Origin of the sequence: Rhodobacter viridis (assembly GCF_003217355.1) — a bacterium.
In the GTDB taxonomy this organism is placed as follows: Bacteria; Pseudomonadota; Alphaproteobacteria; order Rhodobacterales; family Rhodobacteraceae; genus Rhodobacter; species Rhodobacter viridis.
Window position 1 is genome coordinate 178,038 of record NZ_QJTK01000002.1, and the last position, 22,989, is coordinate 201,026.

General features: G+C 63.6%; 23 protein-coding genes, 1 tRNA gene and 1 riboswitch. Of the genes, 9 read left to right on the forward strand and 15 right to left on the reverse strand.

What is annotated here, in order from left to right; genetic code table 11:
• Window positions 1–2 precede the first annotated feature (2 nt).
• The 8 genes from C8J30_RS04095 to leuC all read right to left on the reverse strand — a co-directional run bounded on the left by C8J30_RS04095 (window position 3) and on the right by leuC (window position 7,230).
• Window positions 3–356: a cysteine-rich small domain-containing protein gene (locus C8J30_RS04095; protein WP_110804454.1), complete on the reverse strand. Its 354-nt coding sequence runs from the start codon at window positions 354–356 to the stop codon at window positions 3–5.
• A gap of 85 nt (window positions 357–441) precedes the next feature.
• Window positions 442–639: riboswitch (cobalamin riboswitch) on the reverse strand.
• A gap of 87 nt (window positions 640–726) precedes the next feature.
• A tRNA-Pro gene (locus C8J30_RS04100) sits at window positions 727–803 on the reverse strand.
• A gap of 58 nt (window positions 804–861) precedes the next feature.
• A complete protein-coding gene (locus C8J30_RS04105) occupies window positions 862–1,830 on the reverse strand; it encodes a DMT family transporter (RefSeq protein ID WP_110804455.1) in 969 nt (322 codons plus the stop codon).
• Between the two features lie 113 nt (window positions 1,831–1,943).
• Complete coding sequence (gene leuB / locus C8J30_RS04110) at window positions 1,944–3,053, reverse strand: 3-isopropylmalate dehydrogenase (protein WP_110804456.1); 1,110 nt, start codon at window positions 3,051–3,053, stop codon at window positions 1,944–1,946.
• Window positions 3,054–3,122: 69 nt separating this feature from the next.
• On the reverse strand, window positions 3,123–4,226 hold the full coding sequence (locus C8J30_RS04115) for an endonuclease/exonuclease/phosphatase family protein (protein ID WP_110804457.1): 1,104 nt from the start codon (window positions 4,224–4,226) through the stop codon (window positions 3,123–3,125).
• Window positions 4,112–4,939 (reverse strand): hypothetical protein, encoded by an 828-nt coding sequence (locus tag C8J30_RS04120; RefSeq protein ID WP_146227860.1) that lies wholly within the window; start codon window positions 4,937–4,939, stop codon window positions 4,112–4,114. The genes C8J30_RS04115 and C8J30_RS04120 overlap by 115 nt, the downstream gene beginning before the upstream one ends.
• Before the next feature lie 266 nt (window positions 4,940–5,205).
• Window positions 5,206–5,811, reverse strand: a complete 606-nt coding sequence (gene leuD, locus C8J30_RS04125; RefSeq protein WP_110804458.1) for a 3-isopropylmalate dehydratase small subunit — start codon at window positions 5,809–5,811, stop codon at window positions 5,206–5,208.
• Window positions 5,812–5,823: 12 nt separating this feature from the next.
• The gene (gene leuC, locus C8J30_RS04130; RefSeq protein ID WP_110804459.1) at window positions 5,824–7,230 is read right to left on the reverse strand and encodes a 3-isopropylmalate dehydratase large subunit; all 1,407 of its coding nucleotides are present in this window, start codon (window positions 7,228–7,230) and stop codon (window positions 5,824–5,826) included.
• A 278-nt stretch (window positions 7,231–7,508) separates the two neighbouring features.
• Here leuC and rsfS point away from each other — a divergent pair, with 278 nt between their 5' ends.
• From rsfS to C8J30_RS04165, 6 genes are all read left to right on the forward strand, one after another.
• Window positions 7,509–7,985, forward strand: coding sequence for a ribosome silencing factor (gene rsfS / locus C8J30_RS04140; RefSeq protein ID WP_394341905.1), 477 nt, complete (start codon window positions 7,509–7,511; stop codon window positions 7,983–7,985).
• Between the two features lie 23 nt (window positions 7,986–8,008).
• Window positions 8,009–8,476, forward strand: a complete 468-nt coding sequence (gene rlmH / locus C8J30_RS04145; protein WP_110804461.1) for a 23S rRNA (pseudouridine(1915)-N(3))-methyltransferase RlmH — start codon at window positions 8,009–8,011, stop codon at window positions 8,474–8,476.
• A 65-nt stretch (window positions 8,477–8,541) separates the two neighbouring features.
• Complete coding sequence (gene gpmI, locus C8J30_RS04150) at window positions 8,542–10,062, forward strand: 2,3-bisphosphoglycerate-independent phosphoglycerate mutase (protein WP_110804462.1); 1,521 nt, start codon at window positions 8,542–8,544, stop codon at window positions 10,060–10,062.
• The gene (locus tag C8J30_RS04155) at window positions 10,059–11,204 is read left to right on the forward strand and encodes a murein hydrolase activator EnvC family protein (RefSeq protein WP_110804463.1); all 1,146 of its coding nucleotides are present in this window, start codon (window positions 10,059–10,061) and stop codon (window positions 11,202–11,204) included. Before gpmI ends, C8J30_RS04155 begins: the two co-directional genes overlap by 4 nt.
• A gap of 2 nt (window positions 11,205–11,206) precedes the next feature.
• Complete coding sequence (locus C8J30_RS04160) at window positions 11,207–12,583, forward strand: S41 family peptidase (RefSeq protein ID WP_110804464.1); 1,377 nt, start codon at window positions 11,207–11,209, stop codon at window positions 12,581–12,583.
• Between the two features lie 43 nt (window positions 12,584–12,626).
• A complete protein-coding gene (locus tag C8J30_RS04165; protein ID WP_110804465.1) occupies window positions 12,627–13,115 on the forward strand; it encodes an RNA pyrophosphohydrolase in 489 nt (162 codons plus the stop codon).
• 9 nt (window positions 13,116–13,124) lie between these two features.
• Here C8J30_RS04165 and nadC read toward each other — a convergent pair whose 3' ends face one another.
• The 7 genes from nadC to C8J30_RS04200 all read right to left on the reverse strand — a co-directional run bounded on the left by nadC (window position 13,125) and on the right by C8J30_RS04200 (window position 19,401).
• Window positions 13,125–13,967 (reverse strand): carboxylating nicotinate-nucleotide diphosphorylase, encoded by an 843-nt coding sequence (gene nadC / locus C8J30_RS04170; protein WP_110804466.1) that lies wholly within the window; start codon window positions 13,965–13,967, stop codon window positions 13,125–13,127.
• Window positions 13,964–15,526 (reverse strand): L-aspartate oxidase, encoded by a 1,563-nt coding sequence (locus tag C8J30_RS04175; RefSeq protein ID WP_245909705.1) that lies wholly within the window; start codon window positions 15,524–15,526, stop codon window positions 13,964–13,966. Before C8J30_RS04175 ends, nadC begins: the two co-directional genes overlap by 4 nt.
• Window positions 15,523–16,575: a quinolinate synthase NadA gene (nadA, locus tag C8J30_RS04180; RefSeq protein ID WP_110804467.1), complete on the reverse strand. Its 1,053-nt coding sequence runs from the start codon at window positions 16,573–16,575 to the stop codon at window positions 15,523–15,525. The genes C8J30_RS04175 and nadA overlap by 4 nt, the downstream gene beginning before the upstream one ends.
• 118 nt (window positions 16,576–16,693) lie before the next feature.
• Window positions 16,694–17,389 carry a DNA polymerase III subunit epsilon gene (gene dnaQ / locus C8J30_RS04185; RefSeq protein ID WP_110804468.1) on the reverse strand — a complete coding sequence of 232 codons (696 nt, stop codon included), beginning with the start codon at window positions 17,387–17,389 and terminating at the stop codon, window positions 16,694–16,696.
• Window positions 17,382–17,978, reverse strand: a complete 597-nt coding sequence (gene coaE / locus C8J30_RS04190; RefSeq protein WP_110804469.1) for a dephospho-CoA kinase — start codon at window positions 17,976–17,978, stop codon at window positions 17,382–17,384. Before coaE ends, dnaQ begins: the two co-directional genes overlap by 8 nt.
• Window positions 17,975–18,805, reverse strand: a complete 831-nt coding sequence (locus tag C8J30_RS04195; RefSeq protein WP_110804470.1) for a shikimate dehydrogenase — start codon at window positions 18,803–18,805, stop codon at window positions 17,975–17,977. Before C8J30_RS04195 ends, coaE begins: the two co-directional genes overlap by 4 nt.
• Window positions 18,802–19,401 (reverse strand): Maf family protein, encoded by a 600-nt coding sequence (locus C8J30_RS04200; RefSeq protein WP_110804471.1) that lies wholly within the window; start codon window positions 19,399–19,401, stop codon window positions 18,802–18,804. The genes C8J30_RS04195 and C8J30_RS04200 overlap by 4 nt, the downstream gene beginning before the upstream one ends.
• Before the next feature lie 395 nt (window positions 19,402–19,796).
• Here C8J30_RS04200 and C8J30_RS04205 point away from each other — a divergent pair, with 395 nt between their 5' ends.
• From C8J30_RS04205 to mnmE, 3 genes are all read left to right on the forward strand, one after another.
• The gene (locus tag C8J30_RS04205) at window positions 19,797–20,273 is read left to right on the forward strand and encodes a CopD family protein (RefSeq protein ID WP_110804472.1); all 477 of its coding nucleotides are present in this window, start codon (window positions 19,797–19,799) and stop codon (window positions 20,271–20,273) included.
• 132 nt (window positions 20,274–20,405) lie between these two features.
• On the forward strand, window positions 20,406–21,674 hold the full coding sequence (rho, locus tag C8J30_RS04210) for a transcription termination factor Rho (RefSeq protein ID WP_110804710.1): 1,269 nt from the start codon (window positions 20,406–20,408) through the stop codon (window positions 21,672–21,674).
• 27 nt (window positions 21,675–21,701) lie between these two features.
• Complete coding sequence (mnmE, locus tag C8J30_RS04215; RefSeq protein WP_110804473.1) at window positions 21,702–22,985, forward strand: tRNA uridine-5-carboxymethylaminomethyl(34) synthesis GTPase MnmE; 1,284 nt, start codon at window positions 21,702–21,704, stop codon at window positions 22,983–22,985.
• Window positions 22,986–22,989 lie beyond the last annotated feature (4 nt).

Consider the following 22,989-nt stretch of genomic DNA (forward strand, 5'->3'; position numbering starts at 1 on the left):
CGTCAGCCATGATGACCCTGCCCCTCTGCCTGACCGGGTTTCGGGCGCGGTGTTGGTGGGTCGGTCTGCGGCTTGCCCGACCAGGGCTGCGGATATTCGAGCCATTTCTGGATGAAGTTCCACGACGGCTCGTAGCCGTCATGCGGCAGGGTGCAGGCGGAACAATCCTTGCGCGTCAGCCCGTTGCGGTCGGTGTAGGTCTGATAGGGACCGGGACATTCGTAGCCGATCAGCGGGCAATAGCAAAACAGGCAGTTGAAGGCCCGCTTCACCCCCGGATGGCAGGGCAGAAACGGGCAATTCGCATTGGTGAAACCCTTGAAGGCCTCGTTGGTGGTCGTGTCTTTCGGCTCCATACCCTGTCCTTGGCAGTGGGCCGGAAAGCGGTAAGGGGACAGGCCCCGGACAAGCCGAAGCACCCTGCCTCCGGGCCCGCCGCCCGGGATGGTCGATGGCCTGGCAGGTCTCCTGGCTTGCGGCTCGAACGCCCGCAGCGCCTTCCCGATGCCCGGATCACCGGGCCGTCAGTGGCAGTGCTTTGGGCTCGCCGCTTACAGTTGCGGGGGCAGCGCCGGACTTGCACCGGCTTCCCTCTTCGTCCGCGGGATCAGCCGCGGAACCAAGGCAGCGCGAAGATGCGCGCTTGGCCGGCGGGTGTCAATTCCCAACGAATGCCGCAAAGGCGCCCCGAGGGGCAATTCATTTTGATTTTCAGGGGGTTCTACATGGTCGGAGCGAGAGGATTCGAACCTCCGACCCCCTGCTCCCGAAGCAGGTGCGCTACCAGGCTGCGCTACGCTCCGACCGTGTGGGGCGGGAGTTACCGAACCCCGAAGGTATTTGCAAGGGGGATTCGTGCGGCTATCTGCGCGTTCCCAAATTCAATGCGCGCTGCAGGATCGAAGCGCGGGGGGTGGTGACGGTTTCTGTGCGGCCGCGGGTCTGCAGAACCGGGGTGTTTTGCGACACATCCGCGGTGCTTTCGCGCCAGACGATGTAAAGCCCCGAGGCGATCACCACCCCCGCGCCCACCAGCGTCTGGGTGTCGACCTTTTCGTGAAACAGCACCCAGCCGAAGAAGACCGCCCAGAGAATCTGCGAATATTGCATGGGGGCAACGATCACCGCCTCGCCGATGCGATAGGCAAGGATGCTGAGGAAGGCCGCCACCAGCCCGAACAGTGCCACCACCGACATCAGGCCGAGATCATGCAGTTGCAGCGGCACCCAGACGAAGGGCAGCGCCGCCCCCATGGCGATGAAGTTGCCCAGAAGCGGCGACAGCAGCAGCACGACCGAGCGCTCCTCGTTGCCGATCTTGCGCACGATCACCGAAGCGAGCGCGCCGCAGAAGGCCGCGAAGGCTGCGGCCAAATGCCCGAGGCCAAGATCCGCCTGCCCCGGCCGCACGACGATGATGACGCCGATCAGCCCGACGATGACGGCGGCCCAGCGGTGCCAGCCGACGCGCTCGCCCAGGATCGGAATCGCCATGATCGTCAGCAGCAGCGGCATCGCGAAAAGCAACGGATAGACCTGCGCCAGCGGCAGATGCGCGAAGGCGTAAAAGGCGCTGACCGAGGTGGCGACGGTGGCCACCGCCCGCAGGATCACCCAGAACGGCCGCACCGGGCGCAGACTGCCCGCGCGCGGATCGCGCAGCAGGATCACCGTGAGCAAGGGAAAGCTGAGCAGCGCGGCAAAGAAGATGATCTGCACCGCGGAATAGGTGTAGCCGAGCTGCTTCACCACCGCGTCATGCGTCGCATAGATCGCCATCGACAGAAGCCCCAGACCGGCCCCTTTCGCGTTCTGCTTTCCCAAATGCATGATTGCCCTCCGTTACCGCTGACAATCGCGCCGATATGTCGCGGATGCAAGCGGCGCCAATAAAAACGGCGCGAGGTGGTTACCCCGCGCCGTCTTGTCATCAGCGCAAGCGATCAGAGGCTGGCGTTCAGCGCGTCGATGATCTTGTCGCCCATCTCGGTGGTCGAGACCGGCTTGCCGCCTTCGGGGCCCATCAGATCGGCGGTGCGGACGCCATCGGCCAGCACTTTCTCGATCGCCTTTTCCAGACGGCTCGCCTCGGCGCCCTGATCGAAGCTGTAGCGCAGCGCCATCGCAAACGAGAGGATGCAGGCGATCGGGTTCGCCTTGCCCTGCCCCGCGATATCGGGCGCCGAGCCGTGCACGGGCTCGTACATCGCCTTCGGACGGCCATTCGCCATCGGCGCGCCAAGGCTGGCCGAGGGCAGCATGCCGAGCGAGCCGGTCAGCATCGCGGCGCAGTCCGAGAGCACGTCGCCAAACAGGTTGTCGGTCACGATCACGTCGAACTGCTTCGGCCGGCGCACCAGCTGCATGGCGCCGTTGTCGGCATACATGTGGCTCAGTTCGACATCCGGGTATTCGTTGTCATGCACCCATTGCACTTCTTCGCGCCACAGGATGCCCGATTCCATCACGTTGGCCTTCTCCATCGAGCAGACCTTGTTGTTGCGACGGCGGGCCAGCTCGAAGGCCGAGCGCGCGACGCGGCGGATTTCCTCGGTCGTGTAGACTTGGGTGTTGATGCCGACGCGCGAGCCATCGGGCTGCGTGGTGATGCCGCGCGGCGTGCCGAAATAGACGCCCGAGGTCAGCTCGCGCACGATCATGATATCCAGACCGGCGACGACATCCTTTTTCAGCGAGGAGAAATCGGCCAGCGCGTCGAAGCACTGGGCGGGGCGCAGGTTGGCGTAAAGGTCCATTTCCTTGCGCAGACGCAAGAGGCCACGCTCCGGCTTCACCGAGAAGTCGAGCACGTCGTATTTCGGCCCGCCGACGGCGCCCAGAAGCACGGCATCGACTTCCTGCGCCTTCGCCATCGTCGCATCGGCCAGCGGCACGCCATGGACGTCATAGGCGGCGCCACCGACCAGATCTTCGCTGACGTCGAAGCTCAGCCCGCGCTTGTCGCCATACCACGAAATGATCTTCTTCACTTCGGCCATGACTTCGGGGCCGATGCCGTCACCGGCAAGGATGAGAATGGAAGGGTTGGCCATCGTTTTCTCCAACGGAACAAGGGTTGCAAGCGGCCTAGCCGAGGGCCGGGGCGGGGTCAAGCGCGGCTCTCAGGGCAGCGCCAGATCGACCCACACAAGACGGTGTTTGCTCGCCTGCGGATTGCCCGCCGTACCCGCGCCCAGAACCCTCAGCCCGGCGGCGGGCAGGATGTAATCAAGCCGCAGCGGGCCGATGGCGCCACCGAAATCGGCGGTCGCAAGCGGGTGGCTTGAGGGCGCATCCGGGGCGGTCGGTTTCGGGTCCTGCAGCCGCGGATCGTCAAGAAGCTTTCGCATCGCCTCACGCCGCCCCTCGCCGCGGTCTGGGTCAAGATTGGCAAGGCCAAGGATCGCGAAAGGCGCAGTCGGCTGTTGCGGCAGATCGCCGTTCAGGTAGCGCAACCAGAAGCCGGTCTCGTCCGCATTGCGGCGGCCGTTGCGATCTTCCGGCCCGTCGAAAACCGGGGTCGTCGCCGCATAGGCCCACAGATGCAGCCCCCCTGCCCCGGCTTGCACCGGCACGTCCCAGACCGCCGTCGTGGCAAGACGCTGCACCTGCGCTGCGCCCTCGGGCAGCTGCGCCTGCGGCAGTTGCGATCCGGGCAGATCGCGCCAGAGAAAGGTGGAGAAATCCCGCGCCTGATCGGCGCGCATCGGCCGTTTCGAGAGCAAGGCCATGCCATGCTGGCCGGTGAATTGCCCATAGCCCTGCGCATCGCGGGGTTCGGCCAGTCGTCCGTTGCCATCGATGTCGAAGCCGGTCTCGACCCCGGTATTCGGCTGCGGCGCGAAGGCGAAGGGGTAATCACACCCCTGCCCTGCCAGTTGCGCCTGCAGCGCGCCCAGCGCCTCGGCCCGGTAATCCCAGTCGAAATCGGTCAGAAGCAGAACATCGGGCTTCGTTGCAACGATCAGATCGACGACGGCGCTGATCTGCGGATCATCGCCCTTTTGCAGCGCGGCCAGAAGCAGACCGGGACCGGGGCGGGAGAGCGCGGGGGAAAATGTCGCCAGCCGCAGCGTGTCGGCTGCGGCCGGAGCGCCAAGGAAAAGCGCGATCAGACCAGCTGAAACTCTGCCAGCCCCGAAGCGCGGCGTTTTTCCTCGATCATGTTCGCCACCCGGCCCATCGCGATGCCGCGCATGAACAGGCTGGCCGGAAGAAAGGCCCATGCTGTCACCGTCCAGATCATCGTATGCGGCGATTCGAGCGAGACCGGCGAGAAGCCCGAGGAAATCGCCTTGATCACCGCCGGAATAAGGAAGGGCAAAAGGAAGCCCAGCGCAATATTGAACCAGGCGTCGCGGCGCAGACGCTCGACCACATCGCCGCCCGCGGTCGGGTCAAAGGTCGGCAGGTTGACCCAGACGTTGAAGCTTTGCCCCGAGGTCGGCCAGCCAAGCGCACGGATCACCACGACGAAATACCCAAGCGTGATCAGCGAGGTCATGTAGGCGATGCCGCCCGCGGTGCGGACGATCTCGACCTGCTCGCTCGAGGCGTTCGCGGGCAGCATCAGAACCAGAAGCCGCACCGGCGAATAGGGCAGATCGATCGAGCGCGCCATGGCCGAGCCGAGCACATCGACGAAGAGTGTCAGCGTCGAAGGGTTCGTCCGCGCCAGAACCACCATCGACAGCATCCCCACCGTCGCCACAAGCGAGGCGTAGCGGATGCGGTTGAAGGGCGGCGCATCGCGAAACTCGATCAGGCCCGGATACACCGAGGCATATTCGAAAAACGTCAGCGCTGCCGCGAAGATGCCCACCAGCGCCACGATCTGGCCGGTGTCATCGCTGAAGGAAGGAAGGATGAGCGACGGCATGGCGATGGCCGCAATGACCAAAATCGCCCGCACCAAAGCGCCCAGATAACGTGCCACCACGGTACTGCCCTTTACCTTTGCCGATCCCGATACTCTGCCGGGTTCGTGCCAGTCGTTTCCGCCAATTGTGGCGAACTGCCTCATTCTTGCCATGAAATTGCCCTGTTTCACCGTGGGTGGCAACGGATGCTTAACGTCTCGATCAGTAATCAGCCGTTTTGTGGGAAAAACTGGTGCGCGATTGCATCAATTTCGGCGCAAAAATAAGGCCGCCCAGCGGGCGGCCCTTCATCTTGTGCGTCAATGGGTTGGACCCACAAAAGGCCTCAGACCCAGGGACGCGCCTGCGCCGATTGCGACTCGAAGCTGTCGATCGCGGAGGCCTTTTCCAGCGTCAGCCCGATATCGTCGAGACCGTTGAGAAGGCAGTGCTTCTTGAAGGCGTCCACTTCGAACGTGATCACCTGACCATCCGAGGTGGTGATCTCCTGCGCTTCGAGATCCACCGTCATCCGGGCATTCTCGCCGCGCTCGGCGTCCTTCATCAGCAGCTCGACCTGTTCGGCGGGCAGCACGATCGGCAGCATCCCGTTCTTGAACGAGTTGTTGAAGAAGATATCCGCGAACGAGGTCGAGACGATCACCTTGATGCCGAAATCCGCGAGCGCCCAGGGGGCATGCTCGCGCGACGAGCCGCAGCCGAAGTTGTCGCCCGCGATCAGGATCTCGGTCTTTCGGTATTGCGGCTTGTTCAGCACGAAATCGGGGATCTCGTTGCCCTGACGGTCATAGCGCATCTCGTCGAAGGCATGCACGCCCAGACCGGTGCGCTTGATCGTCTTCAGGAACCCTTTCGGGATGATCATGTCCGTGTCGATGTTGACGAGCGGCATGGGGGCGGCGATGCCGGTGAATTTTTCGAACTTTTTCATCGCTTTGCCCTCTCAGATCATTTCACGCACATCGGTCAGGTGACCGGTGAGCGCCGCAGCGGCGGCCATTTCCGGGCTGACGAGGTGGGTCCGGCCCTTGTAGCCCTGACGGCCCTCGAAGTTGCGGTTCGAGGTCGAGGCGCAGCGCTCGTATTCGCCGAGTTGGTCGGGGTTCATCGCCAGACACATCGAGCAGCCGGCCAGACGCCACTCAAACCCGGCGTCGATGAAGATCTGCGCGATGCCCTCTTCTTCCGCCTGATGCCGCACGAGGCCCGAACCCGGAACCACCATCGCCCGCATCCCCGGCTTGATCTTCTTGCCTTCGACGATCTTCGCCGCGGCGCGCAGGTCTTCGATACGGCCGTTGGTGCAGGAGCCGATGAACACCGTGTCGATGGCGATGTCGGTCAGTTTCTGACCCGGGGTCAGACCCATGTAGTCGAGCGAACGACGCACGGCTTCGACTTTGCCGCCGGTGAAATCTTCCGGCGCGGGAACCACGGCCGAGATCGGCAGCACGTCCTCGGGCGAGGTGCCCCAGGTGACGACCGGCTCGATATCTTCGCCACGAATGGTCACGACCTTGTCGAAGACGGCGCCTTCGTCGGTGAAGAGGGTCTTCCACCAGCTCAGCGCGGCTTCGAACTGCGCGCCTTTCGGCGCATGGGCACGACCGCGCACATAGTTGAAGGTGGTTTCATCCGGCGCGATGAGGCCCGCACGGGCGCCGCCCTCGATCGCCATGTTGCAGACGGTCATGCGGCCTTCCATCGACAGCGAGCGGATCGCTTCGCCGCAATATTCGATCACATGGCCGGTGCCGCCCGCAGTGCCGGTGAGGCCGATCACGGCGAGGGTGATGTCCTTGGCGGTCACACCCGGCTTCAGCTTGCCGGTGATTTCCACCTTCATGTTCTTCGATTTCTTCTGGATCAGCGTCTGCGTCGCCAGAACATGTTCCACCTCGGAGGTGCCGATGCCATGCGCCAGTGCGCCAAAGGCGCCATGCGTCGCGGTGTGGCTGTCGCCGCAGACGACGGTCATGCCCGGCAGCGTCCAACCCTGTTCCGGGCCGACGATATGCACGATGCCCTGACGGATGTCCGTCACCGGATAGTAATGGATGCCGAAATCGCGGGCGTTTTTATCCAGCGCCTCGACCTGAATCCGGCTTTCCTCGTTTTCGATGTGCTTGTCACGGCCCTCGGTGGTGGGGACGTTGTGATCCGGCACAGCGATGGTCTTTTCCGGGCAACGGACCTTGCGACCCGTCATGCGCAGGCCTTCGAAGGCCTGAGGGCTGGTCACTTCATGGACCAGATGGCGGTCGATGTAGAGCAGGCAGGTGCCATCGGCGTCTTCACTGACGACATGGGCATCCCAGATCTTGTCATAAAGGGTCTTCGGAGCGGACATGGCTCTCTCTTTGGATAGCTGAGGAAGATCTTGGCCGAAACGGCCGGACAGACAGGGGCGAGGCCCCCGCGCCAACGTCAAAGTCGGGCGAGGATGGAACGGCTTTCGCCGTAGAAGCGTTCCCGAAGCCGGGCACGATCGTCCATGTCGAAGATGCGGATCATGGGCCGGATATAGGCCAAGGGCACCCTTGACGCAAGGAATTTGGCCACCCTCCGCCGCCCTTTGCCACGGCTACACCAATTCTGTCGCCCATCGGTTGAGATTTCGCGCCCGCAATGTTAGTTTGGGCTTCGACCTGGCGCCCGGGGTTAGTGGCGTGTGGAGTTTCGGAGGACAATGTCCTGTCTCATCTCAATGCCGCGCCCGTCGCTTCGGGTGCACCGGTGGCAGCCATGACCATGAACGTCACGGATGCCGAAACGAGCGATCAGGTGCTGGCGCTCGTGCTTTCTTCCCTTGACGACGACAAGGCCGAGGACATCGTTTCGATCGACCTGCGGGGTCGGTCCTCGATTGCCGATCACATGGTGATCTGCTCGGGCCGGTCGTCGCGTCAGGTCGGCGCCATCGCCGAAAAGCTGACCGAGCGTCTGAAGGAAGCCTTCGGCCGCACCTGCAAGATCGAGGGCAAGGATCAGGGCGACTGGGTTCTGATCGACGCCACCGATGTGATCGTGCATGTCTTCCGCCCGGAAGTGCGCGAGTTCTATCAGCTCGAAAAGATGTGGATGCCGACCGGCGCCAAGGTCTGATCGGCAGCTGAAAGGGGCGGCGCATGAAGGTGACCATCTGCGCGGTGGGCAAGCTGCGCAAGGGCCCCGAGCTGGATCTGATCAATGATTATCTGGACCGCTTCGGCAAGGCCGGGCGGTCTTTCGGTCTTGGTCCGGCGACACTTCTTGAGGTCGAGGACAAGCGCAATCTGGGCATGGAGGCCGAGGCGGCGCTTCTGGAGCGCGCGGTTCCTGCCGGATCGGTGCTGATCACGATGGACGAGCGGGGGGATGTGGTCTCCTCGCCCGATTTTGCTGCGCGGTTGGGCGGCTGGCGGGATGCCTCGCACGATGTGACCTTTGTCATCGGCGGGGCGGATGGCATCGCCCCGGCGCTGCGCGCCAAGGCCGACTGGTCGCTCAGTTTCGGCAAGATGGTCTGGCCGCATATGCTGGTGCGGGTGATGCTGGCCGAACAGCTCTACCGCGCCGGGCAGATTCTGGCGGGCACGCCCTATCACCGCCTCTGAGCCCGCCGAACTTGCCGTTTCAGCACGGGCAGCGTAGGAAGGGGCAAATTCGTCAGGAGGCGCTCATGACCCGTCCGAAACCCGTTGTTCTGTGCATTCTCGATGGCTGGGGCGAGCGCGCCGAAACCGAGGGCAACGCGCCGAAACTGGCCCATACGCCGAACCTCGACCGGGTCTTTGCGACCTGTCCGAAAGCGACGCTGATCACCCATGGCAATGATGTCGGGCTGCCGACCGGGCAGATGGGCAATTCGGAGGTCGGGCACACCAACATCGGCGCCGGGCGCGTCGTGGCGATGGATCTGGGGCAGATCGATCTGGCGATCGAGGATGGCAGCTTCTTCCAGAACGCGCCGATCCTTGAATTCATTGAAAAAGTGAAGACCGCGGGGGGCCGCGCGCATCTGATGGGCGTGGTGTCCGATGGCGGCGTGCATGGCCACATCGAACACGTTCTGGCGGCCTGCAAGATGATTGCCGGGGCAGGGGTTCCGGTGGTGCTGCATGCGATCACCGATGGGCGCGACGTGGCCCCGGATTCCTCGGCCCGGTTCGTTGACGATCTGTGCAAACGCCTGCCCGCGGGTTGCACCGTTGCCACGGTGATCGGTCGTTACTGGGCGATGGACCGCGACAACCGCTGGGAACGCGTCGGCACCGCCTTTGATGCGATCGTGAAAGGGCAGGGGTTCAGCGCGGCCACTCCGGCCGAAGCCGTGGCGCAGAGCTATGCCAAGGGCGAGATGGACGAGTTCATCAAGCCGACCGTGATCGCAGGCTATGCGGGCACGGCAGATCACGACGGCTTCTTCTGCCTGAACTTCCGGGCCGACCGGGCGCGGGAAATCCTGCGCACGCTCGGCGAGCCGGGCTTTGCGGAATTCGACGTCTCGGCGCGGCCGACCTGGTCGGCGATGCTCGGCATGGTCGAATATTCCGTCACGCATAACGCTTACATGACGGCGGCCTATCCCAAACGCGATATCGTCAATACTTTGGGCGAATGGGTTTCGAAACAAGGTCTTACACAGTTCCATCTGGCGGAAACCGAGAAATACCCGCATGTGACCTTCTTCCTGAACGGCGGCAAGGAAGCGCCCTGGGCGGGCGAAGATCGCTACATGCCGAAATCGCCGAAAGTGGCGACCTATGATCTGCAACCCGAAATGTCGGCCCCCGAGGTCACCGACAAATTCGTCGAGGCGATCGAAAAGGGCTATGATCTGATCATCGTCAACTATGCCAACCCGGACATGGTCGGCCATACCGGCAGCCTTCCGGCGGCGATTGCCGCCTGCGAGGAGATCGACCGCGATCTGGGCCGGGTTCTGGCCGCGCTCGAAAAGGCCGGGGGGGCGATGATCATCACCGCCGATCACGGCAACTGCGAAACGATGATCGACCCGGTGACGGGCGGGCCGCACACGGCGCATACGACGAACCTCGTGCCGGTGGCGCTGGTCGGCGGCCCCGCGGGCGCGCGGTTGCATCCGGGGCGGCTGTCCGATCTGGCGCCGACGTTGCTTGACCTGATGAAGTTGCCCGTGCCGCCGGAAATGACCGGCAAGACGTTGATCGAGACATGATCCGCAAGGCGGTCGTTGCCTTCCTGTTTTCGGCGGGGGCGGCCTTGGCCAGCCCCGCTGGTGACGTGGCGCAAAAGGCCGCCGAGGATCTGCGCGCCTCGATCGAGGCGCTGGATGCCGCACAGACCAAGGCCGACCGGGTGGCGGCGCTGACGCAGACGATTTCCGCCTATGAAAAGGGCCTTGGCGCGCTGCGCGACGGGCTGCGTCGGGCCTCGGTCCGCGAAGCCGAGATCCGCGCAAAATTCGAGGCGAAGCGCGAAGACATCGGCCGGCTTCTGGGCGTGATGAGCACGATGAGCAGCACCGAAGGGCCGCTTTTGCTGCTGCATCCCTCCGGGCCCTTGGGCACCGCGCGCTCGGGCATGATGCTCGGCGCCGTGACGCCCGCGCTTCAGGCCGAGGCGGAAAAGATGCGCACCGATCTGGTCGAGATCCAGGAGCTTCGCAGCGTGCAGGGCAATGCCGAAAAGGTGCTCGAAACCGGGTTGAGCTCGGTGCAGGCGGCCCGCACGGCGCTGTCGAAGGCGATGGCGGATCGCTCGAAACTGCCCAAGCGCTACATGGAAGAACCCGAAGAGCTGCGCGAGCTGGTCGAAAGTGTCGATACGCTGGAGGGGTTCGCCTCGGGTCTGGCCGATCTGGAAGGCGATATCGGCCCGCCGCTGGCCGATTTCACCGAAGCCAAGGGCGATCTGCCGATGCCGGTTCTTGGCACGGTGCTGCGCAAATTCAACGAGGCCGATGCGGCGGGGATCCGTCGTCCGGGGCTGGTGGTGGCCACCGCGCCCGCAGCGCTGGTGACGACGCCCTGGCCCGCCACGATCCGCTATCGCGGCCCGCTTCTCGACTACGGAAATGTGATGATCCTTGAACCCGCGGAAGGCTATCTTCTGGTTCTGGCGGGGCTGGGCAGCGTCTATGGTGAGACCGGAGACGTGCTTGCGGCGGGGGCTCCGGTCGGGCTGATGGGCGGGCGCGAACCCGGAGCACAGGAATTCGGCGAGGATTTCCTGAAGAACGCGCAGATGGGGAGTGGCGCCACGCGCTCGGAAACGCTTTATATCGAGTTGAGGAAGGGCAAGAAGCCCGTGGACCCCGCGCCGTGGTTCACCCCGACGAAAGACCAGAACAAGGGCTGAAAATGAAGAAATTCGTCATTGCCGCACTGGGCGGAACGATCGCCGGGACATTGCTCTCGGTGCAGGTGGCGCCGCTGCTGGCGGAAGAGACGTCGAAACCGGCCTCGGTCTATCAGGAGCTGGACCTGTTTGGCGATGTGTTCAAGCGCATCCGCAGCGACTACGTCGAGCAGGTGGATGACAAGAAGCTGATCGAAGCCGCGATCAACGGGATGCTGTCCTCGCTTGATCCGCATTCGAGCTACATGCCCGCCGATGAATACGACGACATGAAGGTGCAGACGCGCGGCTCCTTCGGCGGTCTGGGCATCGAAGTGACGATGGAAAACGGCGCGGTCAAGGTCGTGTCGCCGATGGACGGGACGCCCGCCGCAGCCGCCGGCATTCAGTCGGGCGATTTCATCACCCATGTGAACGGCGAAAGCCTGATGGGGCTGACGCTGGATGACGCCGTCGACAAGATGCGCGGCCCGGTCGGCAGCGAAGTGACGCTGAAGATCGTTCGCGAAGGCAAGACCGAGCCTTTCGACGTGGCCCTGACGCGCGACACGATCAAGCTGACCGCGGTGAAGGGACGGCTCGAGGCGAATACCGCCGTTCTGCGCATCACCACCTTCAACGACCAGACCTTCCCGAACCTGCAAGAAAGCCTGAAGAAGGTCGCCGACGAGGCGGGCGGGATCGACAAGCTGAATGGTGTCGTGATCGATCTGCGCAACAACCCCGGTGGTCTGCTGACGCAGGCGATCGCGGTTTCGGACGCGTTCCTCGACAAGGGCGAGATCGTCTCGACCCGCGGCCGCAAGTCCGAGGACAGCGAGCGGTTCAATGCCACACCGGGCGATCTGGTGAATGGCAAGCCAATCGTGGTGCTGATCAACGGTGGCTCCGCCTCGGCCTCGGAAATCGTCACCGGGGCGCTGCAGGATCACCACCGCGCCATCGTGGTGGGGACGAAGAGCTTCGGCAAGGGCTCGGTGCAGACGGTCATTCCGGTGCAGAACGAAGGCGCGATGCGGCTGACCACCTCGCGCTACTACACGCCCTCGGGGCGGTCGATTCAGGCGCTGGGGATTGCCCCCGATATCGTCGTGCCGCAGCCGCCCGAAGCGCCGGATGCCGACAAGGCGACCGAGGACACACCGGAAACCCGGTCCGAAGCCGATCTGCGCGGCGTGCTGTCGAACGACTCGATGACCGAGGACGAGAAGAAGCAGGCCGAAGAAGAGCGCAGCAAGGCCGAGGAGGCCGCGAAACTGCGGCTCGAGGACTTCCAGTTGGCCTATGCCATCGACATCATCAAGGGGCTGGCCGTTGCCGGTCAGACGCTGGTGCCGGTGGACGATCCGAGAACCGCGGCCAAACCCGCAAAACCGTAACAAGACGGGGGGCCGAAAGGCCCCCTTGCTTCATGAGGACAAGATGACCCCCGAAGAGCTTGCCGCGCTGCCCTATCGCAAGAATGTCGGCCTTGTGCTGATCAATGCCGAAGGCCTGATCTTTGCCGGTCAGCGCATCGACAATCCGGGCAACGCCTGGCAGATGCCGCAAGGGGGCATCGACGATGGCGAGCGGCCGAAGGAAGCCGCGCTGCGCGAATTGGAGGAAGAAACCGGGGTTCGCGCGGATCTGGTCGAGAAGATCGCCAAGACCGAGGATTGGCTGATCTATGACCTGCCCGAGGATCTGATCGGCAACATCTGGGGTGGCAAATATCGCGGCCAGAAGCAGAAATGGTTCCTGTTCCGCTTTCTCGGCCAGGACAGCGATGTGAATATCGCGACCGAACACCCGGAATTTTCGGTCTGGCGTTGGATGGAACCGGCCGAACTGGTGGAAAAGATCGTGCCGTTCAAGCGCGCGGTCTATGAGCAGGTGTTCGACACCTTCGCCGAACACCTGAAGAAATGATCTGATCCGTCAGAAGTCGAGGCCAAGGTCGAAGGTGCGCGCCGAATGGGTCAGCGCACCCGACGAAATGTAATCGACCCCGGTCGCGGCGACTTCGGCGATGCGTTCCAGACGCATGTTGCCTGACGCTTCCAGCACGACGCGGCTGTGGGTCAGTGCCACCGCCTCGCGCAGGGTGGGCGTGTCCATGTTGTCGAGCAAGATCACGTCAGCCCCGCCAATCGACAGCGCCTGATCGAGCTGATCGAGGCTGTCAACCTCGAGTTCGACGCGCATCATGTGGCTGCGCGCGGCTTTCGCGGCTTCCAGAACGGCGCGAATGCCCCCGGCAGCGGCGATGTGGTTGTCCTTGATCAGGATCGCATCGGAGAGGCCAAAGCGGTGGTTCGAGCCGCCCCCATGCGCGACCGCGGTTTTCTCGATCAGGCGCAGACCGGGGGTGGTTTTCCGGGTGCAAGTGATGCGGGTCTTGGTGCCGCGGGTTTGCGCAACGAAACTGGCGGTCAGGCTGGCAATGCCGGTCATCCGGCCCGCGAAGTTCAGCGCAACCCGTTCCCCCATCAGGATCGACGCCGCCGAGCCCGAAATCGTCATCAGGCATTGGCCCTTGCCGCAGGGATGGCCGTCGGCGACATGGGTCGTGACCACGAGCGTCGGATCGACAAGGCGGAAGGCGAGGGTGGCCACCTGCATCCCCGAGACCACACCCTCTTCACGGGCGTTGACGCGGGCCTCGTAGCGGGTGGCGGCGGGAACGACGGCACGGGTGGTGACATCGCCCATCGGCGACAGGTCTTCCATCAGCGCGGCGCGGATCACGGGTTCGAGCAGGAAATCGGGCAGGGGGGTCATTCTTCCTCCAGCGCGCGGGACCGGATGGTCCGCGCTTCGGTCAAGGTCAGAAAGCTGCGTTTGGCTTGAACAGGGTCTGTTTTCGGGAAGTCGGAGCGGTAATGGCCGCCCCGGCTTTCGGTGCGGATCAGCGCCGCGGCGGCAATCAGCGTGGCGGTGGCGGTCATGTTGCGCAGGGCTTCGCGCTCGGCCTTTGCCTCGATCTCGGCAATCGTGCGCAGGGCAGAGGTGAGCCCAACCGCATCGCGGACGACACCGACGCCATCGGTCATCGCCTGCCGCAAGCGGGCGACGGCGGCCTCGTCGACGGGGTGACCGCCTGCCGGAAAGGTGAGGGTGATCCGGTCGGCACCGGCCATGGGCAGCGTTTCGGCAATACCCTCGGCGCAGATGCGGGCAAAGACGAGGGCTTCCAGAAGCCCGTTCGAGGCCAGCCGATTGGCGCCGTGCAGCCCGGTCGAGGAGGCCTCGCCGCAGACCCAGAGCCGGTTCAGCGAGGATCGGCCGCGGTCATCGACGGCAATTCCGCCCATGTGATAATGCGCGGCGGCGGCGACCGGGATTGGCTGCGAAACAGGGTCTATTCCGGCTGAAAAGCAGGCCTCCGCGACGGCGGGAAAGCGTTTCGGAAGCTCGTCTCCCAGCACCTGCCGGGTGTCCAGAACCGGGTTCCGGCCCGCCTGCCGTTCCAGATAGACGGCGCGGGCGACGATATCGCGCGGAGCCAGTTCGGCATCGGGATGAATCGGCAGCATGAAACGCTCGGCACGGTCATTCAGCAGGACCGCGCCTTCGCCACGCAGGGCTTCGGTCGCGAGCGGGGCCGGGTCTTCACCCGTGGCAATCGCGGTCGGGTGGAATTGCACGAATTCGGCATCGGCAATCAACGCGCCTGCGCGAGCGGCCATGCCGATGACCTGACCCCGGATGCGCGGCGGGTTGGTGGTGACGGCGAAAAGCCCGCCCGAGCCACCGCCCGCCAGCAGCACCGCGGGGGTGCGGATCAGCACGCGGCCGGTCGAGGCGGCGGCGGATTCCACCCAGATCCCAGTGACGGCACCGTTTTCGACCTCGAGCCGCGTTGCGATCGCGCCTTCGATCACCTGAACCGAGGGACAGGCGCGGACGGCAGCGATCAGCGTCTGCATGATCTCGTATCCGGCCTGATCGCCCTTGACCCGCACGACGCGGGGGCGGGAATGCGCGGCCTCGCGCGACATCACGTAATCACCCTGCGCATCGCGGTCAAACGGCGCGCCCAAGGCGGTCAGATCTAGGATACGATCGCGAGCCTCGATGGTCACCAGACGCGCGATTGCCGCATCGACGGTGCCCGCGCCCGCGGTTTCGGTGTCCTTCGCGTGATCCTCGGCGCTGTCGGGCGGGGCCATTGCGGCGGCAACACCGCCCTGCGCCCAAGCCGACGACGCACCCTCGCCCAAGCTCTCGGGCGAGATCACCAGAACCGGGTGCGGCGCCAGTTTCAGCGCTGCGTAAAGCGCCCCCAGCCCCGCACCGACGATGACGACGCGCGGGGTTTCGATCACCGGATCGCTCACTGGGCCAGCTTCCGCGACAGATCGATCATGCGCTCGACCGCAAGGCGGGCGTTGTCGATCAGGGCGGGGTCGACGGTGACCTCTTCGGTGCCGGTGTGCAGCGACCACAGGATCTTTTCGAGCGTGATCATCTTCATGTAGGGGCACATGTTGCACGGCCCCAGAAACTCGACCGAGGGCAGGGCATCGGCGATGTTCGACGCCATCGAGCATTCGGTGACGAGCATCACCTGCGCCGGTTTTTCGCGGGTCACGAAGTCGATCATCCCCGCGGTCGAGCCCGAGAAATCCGCCTCGGCCACCACATCAGGCGGGCATTCCGGGTGGGCGATGATCTTCGTGCCGGGGTGATAGGCGCGGAAATCGCGCAGATCGGCGGGCGTGTATTGTTCGTGCACGATGCAGGAGCCCGCCCACCAGACGACGTTCTTTTGCGGCACGGCTTTCGCGACGTTCTGCGCCAGATACTGGTCGGGCGTCATGATGATCGTGGGTTCGGGCAGGGCCGCCACGATCTGCGCCGCATTGGCCGAGGTGCAGCAGATGTCCGAGGCCGCTTTCACCGCCGCCGTCGTGTTGACATAGCTGACCACCGGCGCGCCCGGATATTTCGCCCGCATCTGGGCAATGCCTTCGGGCGTGATGCTTTCCGCGAGCGAACAACCGGCCTGCGCATCGGGGATCAGCACGCGCTTGGCCGGGTTCAGGATCTTTGAGGTCTCGGCCATGAAATGCACGCCGCATTGCACGATCGTTTCGGCTTCAACTTTCGTCGCCTCGATTGCCAGTTGCAGGCTGTCGCCCACGACATCGGCGACACCGTGATAAATCTCGGGCGTCATGTAGTTATGCGCCAGGATCACCGCGTTCTTTTCGCGCTTCAGCCGGTTGATCGCGCGGATATAGGGCGCATGGCGGGCGAAATCGGGCAGGGGGATCACGCGGTCCATGCGGGCGTGAATATCGGCCATTTCCTGCGCCAGCGTCAGCGACGGTGTCAGGTCATAGGCCTCGGCCAGAGCCGCGCGCATCGTAGCGAAGTCCAGCATGGGCTCCCTCCCCAAAACTGCGAACGCCCAATATTGCGAACGCGATGCATCTAATGGCTGCGGAGCGGGGATGGAATGGGAAAATTGCCGCAACGATGCGTTTTGTGAAATATATGTGTCAGCGGGGTCGCTTCCAGATCGCGCCATCGCCCAGTTTGGCGACGAAAGCGGCATGGGCTTCCGCCTCGGCTTCGGTGATGCGCGAGGGCAGCGGAACGGGGCGCGGACGGGGCCGCCAATCGGCGGTGGAAACCGCGTTTTTGGCCGGAACAGGGTCGATATTCAGCCCGAAACCCGGTTGCCGTCCGCCGATCAGTTCCAGATAGACCTCGGCCAGGATCTCGGAGTCGAGAAGCGCCCCGTGCAGGGTCCGGGACGAGTTGTCGATGCCGAAGCGCCGACACAGCGCATCGAGCGTCGCGGGCGAGCCCGGAAATTTTCGCCGCGCCATCGCCAGCGTATCGAGCGCCCGATCATTGGGGATCAGCGGCTTTTGCACCCAGCCAAGCTCGGCATTCAGGAATTTCATGTCGAAGGCGGCGTTGTGGATCACCAGCTTCGAGTCATCGCCGATGAAATCGAGGAAATCCTGCGCGATCTGGATGAACTTCGGCTTGTCGCGCAGGAAATCGTCGCCAAGGCCATGCACGGCAAAGGCTTCCTGCGGCATCGCCCGTTCGGGGTTGATGTATTGGTGATAGGTCCGCCCGGTGGGGACGTGGTTCATCAGCTCGACCGCGCCGATTTCGACGATCCGATGCCCTTCGGAGGGTTCGAATCCGGTCGTTTCGGTGTCGAGGACGATCTCACGCATGGCGGCTCCGCAGGTGTTTGATCAGCTTTCGCACCTCGGCGCGGGTCTGTTCAAGAGTGAAGGTCTCGATCAAGAAATCGGCGCGGCGGCGTTTTTCGGCATCGGGCAACTGGCGGGCAAGAATCATGTCCAACTGTGCCTCGGTCATCTGGCCGCGGGCCAGAACGCGGGTGCGTTGCACATCGGGCGCGGCGGTGATGACAAGGACAGCATCACAGTCCTTGTCCGCGCCGGTTTCATAAAGCAGCGGAATGTCGAGAAGGATCAGATCATCGGCGTTATGGGTAAGTAAAAACGCCTGACGTGCGGCCTGAACCAGCGGATGAACAACCGATTCCAGCTGGGATAGAGCCTGTTTATTGGATTGCAGAAGCGTCTTCAATCGGTCGCGATCCACCGCGCCATCACGGATTGCATCGGGGAAGATTTCGGCCAGCGGGGCAACGGCGGCCCCATCTTTTGCGTAAAGCGCGTGCACGGTGGCATCCGCATCCCAGACCGGAATGCCCTCTTCCGCAAACAGCCGCGCCGTCGTCGATTTCCCCATGCCGATGGAGCCGGTGAGACCGAGACGGAACGGGCGGGTCATGCCGCCAGCACCACGACGCGGAGTTCCGGGGTGACCTCGGGGCGGTGCCCGAACCAGCGTTCAAAGCCGGGAACCGCCTGATGCAGCAACATGCCAAGGCCATCGACGGTGACACAACCGCGGGCGGCGGCGGCGTCCAGAAAATCGGTGCGCAGGGGGGTGTAGACGCAATCGGTGACGACGGCCGAAGCGGAAAGCGCGTCGAGCGGAAGGTCGAAGGTCGCTTTCCCAGCCATGCCGAGCGAGGAGGTGTTCACCACGGTCGCGGCGCCGTCGAAAATCTGGCCGACCTTGTCCCAGTCTTCGACCACGACGCGGGGGCCGAAGGCGGTGCGAAGTGCCTCGGCCCGGGCGCGAGTACGATTGGCGATGCGGATTTCCGGACAACCGGCGTCGAGCAGGGCGACAACGATGGCGCGGGCGGCACCACCGGCCCCGATCACCGCGGCCGGGCCAGAATCTGCCTGCCAGCCCGGAGCGCCCTCGATCAGATTGGCGAGAAAGCCGATGCCATCGGTGTTGTCGGCATGAATCCGGCCGGTTTCATCGAAAACGAGCGTGTTCGCCGCGCCGATCCGTGCGGCGCGGTCGGACACCACATCGGCCAGCGCCAGCGCGGTTTCCTTGTGTGGAATCGTGATGTTGCAGCCGACAAACCCGGCCTTGGGCAGGGTGCGCAGCACGGGCTCCAGATCGCCCTCGGCCACATCCATCGGGATGTAATGGCCACGAATACCGTAAGTTTTCAGCCAATGCCCATGCAGCGCGGGCGAGCGGGAATGATTGATCGGATGCCCGATCACGCCAGCCAGAGGAATTCGGGTCATGTCGTCAGCTCTCCTCGCGCGCGCAGCCAGTTCAGGACTTCGATCAGGGGCAGGCCCAGCACGGCAAAGTAATCGCCCTCGATGGCAGAGAACAACCGCACCCCTTCCTCTTCGAGCTTGTAACAGCCGACCGCGTGACGGATCGAGTCCCAGTTGCGTGCGACATACTCGGCGATGAAGGCGTCGGAAAGCGGATGCATGGTCAAGCGCACCTCGGCCACATGGCGCCAGAGCGGGCGGCCATCCTGCACGACGACCAGCGCCGAAAGCAGGCGATGCGTGCGACCCGAAAGGCTTTGCAGATGCGCGATCGCCTGATCGGGGCTTTCGGGCTTCGCAAAAATCTCGCCCTGCAGTTCGAGCACCTGATCGGCGCCCAGAACGAGCGCGCCGGGATGACGAGCAGATTGCTTCATCGCCTTCGCTTCGGCCAGTTGATCGGCGACATCGCGCGGCTTCGCGCCTTCCTGTTCGAGCGCCTGGCGGATCGCCTCTTCATCGACACGGGCGGGGGCGATGGTCACCGAAAGCCCGGCAGAGCGCAAAAGCTGCGCGCGGATCTGCGAGGAAGAGGCCAGAACAAGGTCGGGGAGCATGTGGACAACCGTTGGGAAAACCGGATGGGGGAGCCTGGGGACAGAAGGTGGTGCAACTTTTCCTCCCCGGGAAGGGGCGAGTTTGTCAAGGAACGAAAGGAGACTCCCAGCATGTGGGAAGGACGACACTGCGGATGTGAGGAAGTGCCGCAACCCACAAGAACAAAATGGAACACTCCCAAACCGCCCACGTCGGTATCAACCACGCAAGTCATTGATAAAAAAGGGTCTGTTTGACTTTTCAACAGGGTTTTACGATGCCCTATCCGAGCCTTTCAAGGCATGGGAAAAGACTTGGAAAACCCGACTATCCACACTGTCCACAGCCCTTACAAAATCAACATCTTTTCTTTTCAATAATAATTCTTAAGAAGAAGCCGACACAGGAGGCACAGATGTTCGAACTCGTCACGGATTTCCTTTCGGATTGGTATTTCTGGACGAAGTCCCTGCATGTGATGTCGGTCCTGGCCTGGATGGCGGGTCTGTTCTACCTGCCGCGGCTTTACGTCTACCACGTTGAAGGGCTGAAGAAGCAGGGCGTGAAACGCGGGTCGGAGATGGATCTGCTGTTCCAGCACCAGGAGCGGATGCTGCTCAAGGCGATCATGAACCCGGCCGCGGTCTCGACCTGGTTCTTCGGTCTTTGCCTTGTCTTCACGCCGGGCATCATCGACTGGAGCATGCAATGGCCCTGGATCAAGGGCGCCTGCGTGATCGCGATGACGGTGTTCCACCTGTTCCTTGCCAAGGCGCGGCTGAAATTCGTCGATGGCAAGAACGAGCTGGCCGGTCGGCAATGGCGGATGATGAACGAGGTGCCGACGTTGCTGATGTTCCTCATCGTCATCGCGGTGATCGTGAAGTTCTGATTTCGTTGACTCGCCGCGGGCTTTGGGCGTAGAAGCGCCCCAGCCCCGGCCGTCCGGCCGACAGGTTTTGCCGAACCCTGACCCATGCTGCGCCGCCCCGACGGGGTCTGGCGCCTTTCGCGGATGGATGCGATGACCGAACGTTTGAACCTTTCCGATCTCAAGGCGAAAAGCCCCAAGGACCTGCTGGCGATGGCCGAGGACTGGGAGATCGAAAACGCCTCGACCATGCGCAAGGGCGAGATGATGTTCTCGATCCTCAAGGAGCATGCCGAGGACGGCGTCGAAATCGGCGGCGATGGCGTGCTCGAGGTGCTGCAGGACGGGTTCGGCTTCCTGCGCTCGCCCGAGGCGAACTATCTGCCCGGCCCCGATGACATCTACGTTTCGCCCGACATGATCCGGCAATACAGCCTGCGCACCGGCGATACCGTCTGGGGCATCATTCGCGCGCCGGGCGAGAATGAACGCTATTTCGCGCTGACCGCGGTCGAGAAGATCAACTTCGAAGATCCGGAAAAGGCGCGTCACAAGGTCAGCTTCGACAACCTGACGCCGCTTTACCCCGATGAACGGCTGAAGATGGAGATCGAGGATCCGACGATCAAGGATCGCTCGGCCCGGATCATCGATCTGGTGGCACCGATCGGGAAAGGCCAGCGCTCGCTGATCGTCGCGCCGCCGCGGACCGGCAAGACGGTTCTGCTGCAGAACATCGCGCATTCGATCGAGGTGAACCACCCCGAGTGCTACCTGATCGTGCTTCTGATCGACGAACGTCCCGAGGAAGTCACCGACATGCAGCGCTCGGTGAAGGGCGAGGTGATTTCCTCGACCTTCGACGAACCGGCGACGCGGCACGTTGCGGTGGCCGAGATGGTGATCGAAAAAGCCAAGCGTCTGGGCGAGCATAAACGAGATGTTGTGATCCTGCTTGACTCGATCACAAGACTTGGCCGGGCTTTCAACACGGTCGTGCCGAGTTCGGGCAAGGTGCTGACCGGTGGTGTCGATGCGAACGCGCTGCAGCGTCCGAAGCGCTTCTTCGGTGCGGCGCGGAACATCGAAGAGGGCGGCTCGCTGACCATCATCGCGACGGCGCTGATCGATACCGGCTCGCGGATGGACGAGGTGATCTTCGAAGAATTCAAGGGCACCGGCAACAGCGAGATCGTGCTGGACCGGAAGGTTGCCGACAAGCGCGTCTTCCCGGCGATGGACATTCTCAAGTCGGGCACGCGGAAGGAAGATCTGCTGGTCGACCAGAAAGACCTGCAGAAGACCTATCTGCTGCGCCGCATCCTGAACCCGATGGGCACGACGGATGCGATCGAATTCCTGATCTCGAAGCTGAAGCAGACGAAAACCAACGGCGAGTTCTTCGATTCGATGAACGGCTGAGGTATCGTTGCCCCGAGAGGGATTTCGATGGACACGATCTATGCGCAGGCATCCGGCCGCGGCAAGGCCGGCGTTGCGGTCATTCGCCTGTCCGGGCCGCGTGCTTGGCAGGCGATTGCGGCTTTGTGCGGCCGTTTGCCCGCGCCGCGGCAGGCTTCGGTGCGGCTGTTGAAGATCGAGGGCGAAGTTCTCGACGAGGCACTGGTGCTGTGTTTCGAGGCGGGTCGCAGTTTCACGGGCGAAGAATCCGGCGAGTTGCATCTGCATGGGGCGGTAGCGACGGTTGCCGCGGTGCTGAAAGCGCTCGGGTCGCTGGGTTTTCTGCGTCTGGCCGAGCCGGGCGAATTTACCCGGCGGGCGATGGAAAGCGGGCGGCTGGATCTGTCACAGGTCGAGGGCCTGGCGGATCTGATCGAGGCCGAGACCGAGGCACAGCGCAAACAGGCTTTGGCGGTTCTGTCCGGTTCGGTTGGGCGGATGGTCGAGACCTGGCGCAGCAAGCTCATCCGGGCGGCGGCGCTGATGGAGGCCTGCATCGATTTCGCCGATGAGGATGTGCCCGAGGATGTGACACCGGAAGTGCGCGGTTTGCTGGGCGATGTCTCGGGTCAACTGGCGCAAGAGATGGCGCGGATTTCGGTGACCGAACGGATACGCGAGGGCTTTGAAGTTGCGATCGTCGGGCGTCCGAATGCCGGGAAGTCGACGCTTTTGAACGCGCTGGCGGGGCGGGAAGCCGCGATCACCTCGGAAGTTGCGGGAACGACGCGCGATGTGATCGAAGTCCGGATGGATCTGTCCGGTCTGGCGGTGACGTTGCTGGATACCGCGGGTCTGCGCGATACCGAAGACCAAATCGAGGCGATCGGGGTTGCCCGGGCGATCGCGCGGGCGAAGCAGGCGGATCTGCGGGTGTTCCTGCTGGATGACGGCGATATTCCGCTGCTGGAGCCGATCGCAGATGATCTGATCGTGCGCGGCAAGGCTGATCTGGGCGGACCGGGCGATCTGCGCGTATCCGGCAAGACCGGGGAAGGCATCGATGCGCTTGTCTCGGCAATCACCACGCGTCTGTCCGAACGGGCGGCCGGGGCAGGGGTGATGACCCGGGAGCGCCATCGGGATTGTCTGATTCGGGCTGAGGCGGCCTTGCGGGCGTCGTCTGTTGAGCTAGCTCATGGGCTTGAGCGGCTTGACCTGGCTGCAGAGCAATGTCGGACCGCCGTTCGGGCCTTGGAATCCTTGCTGGGGCGGGTTGATGTCGAGAGCCTTCTTGACGAGATCTTTTCCAGTTTCTGCATCGGCAAGTGAGGAG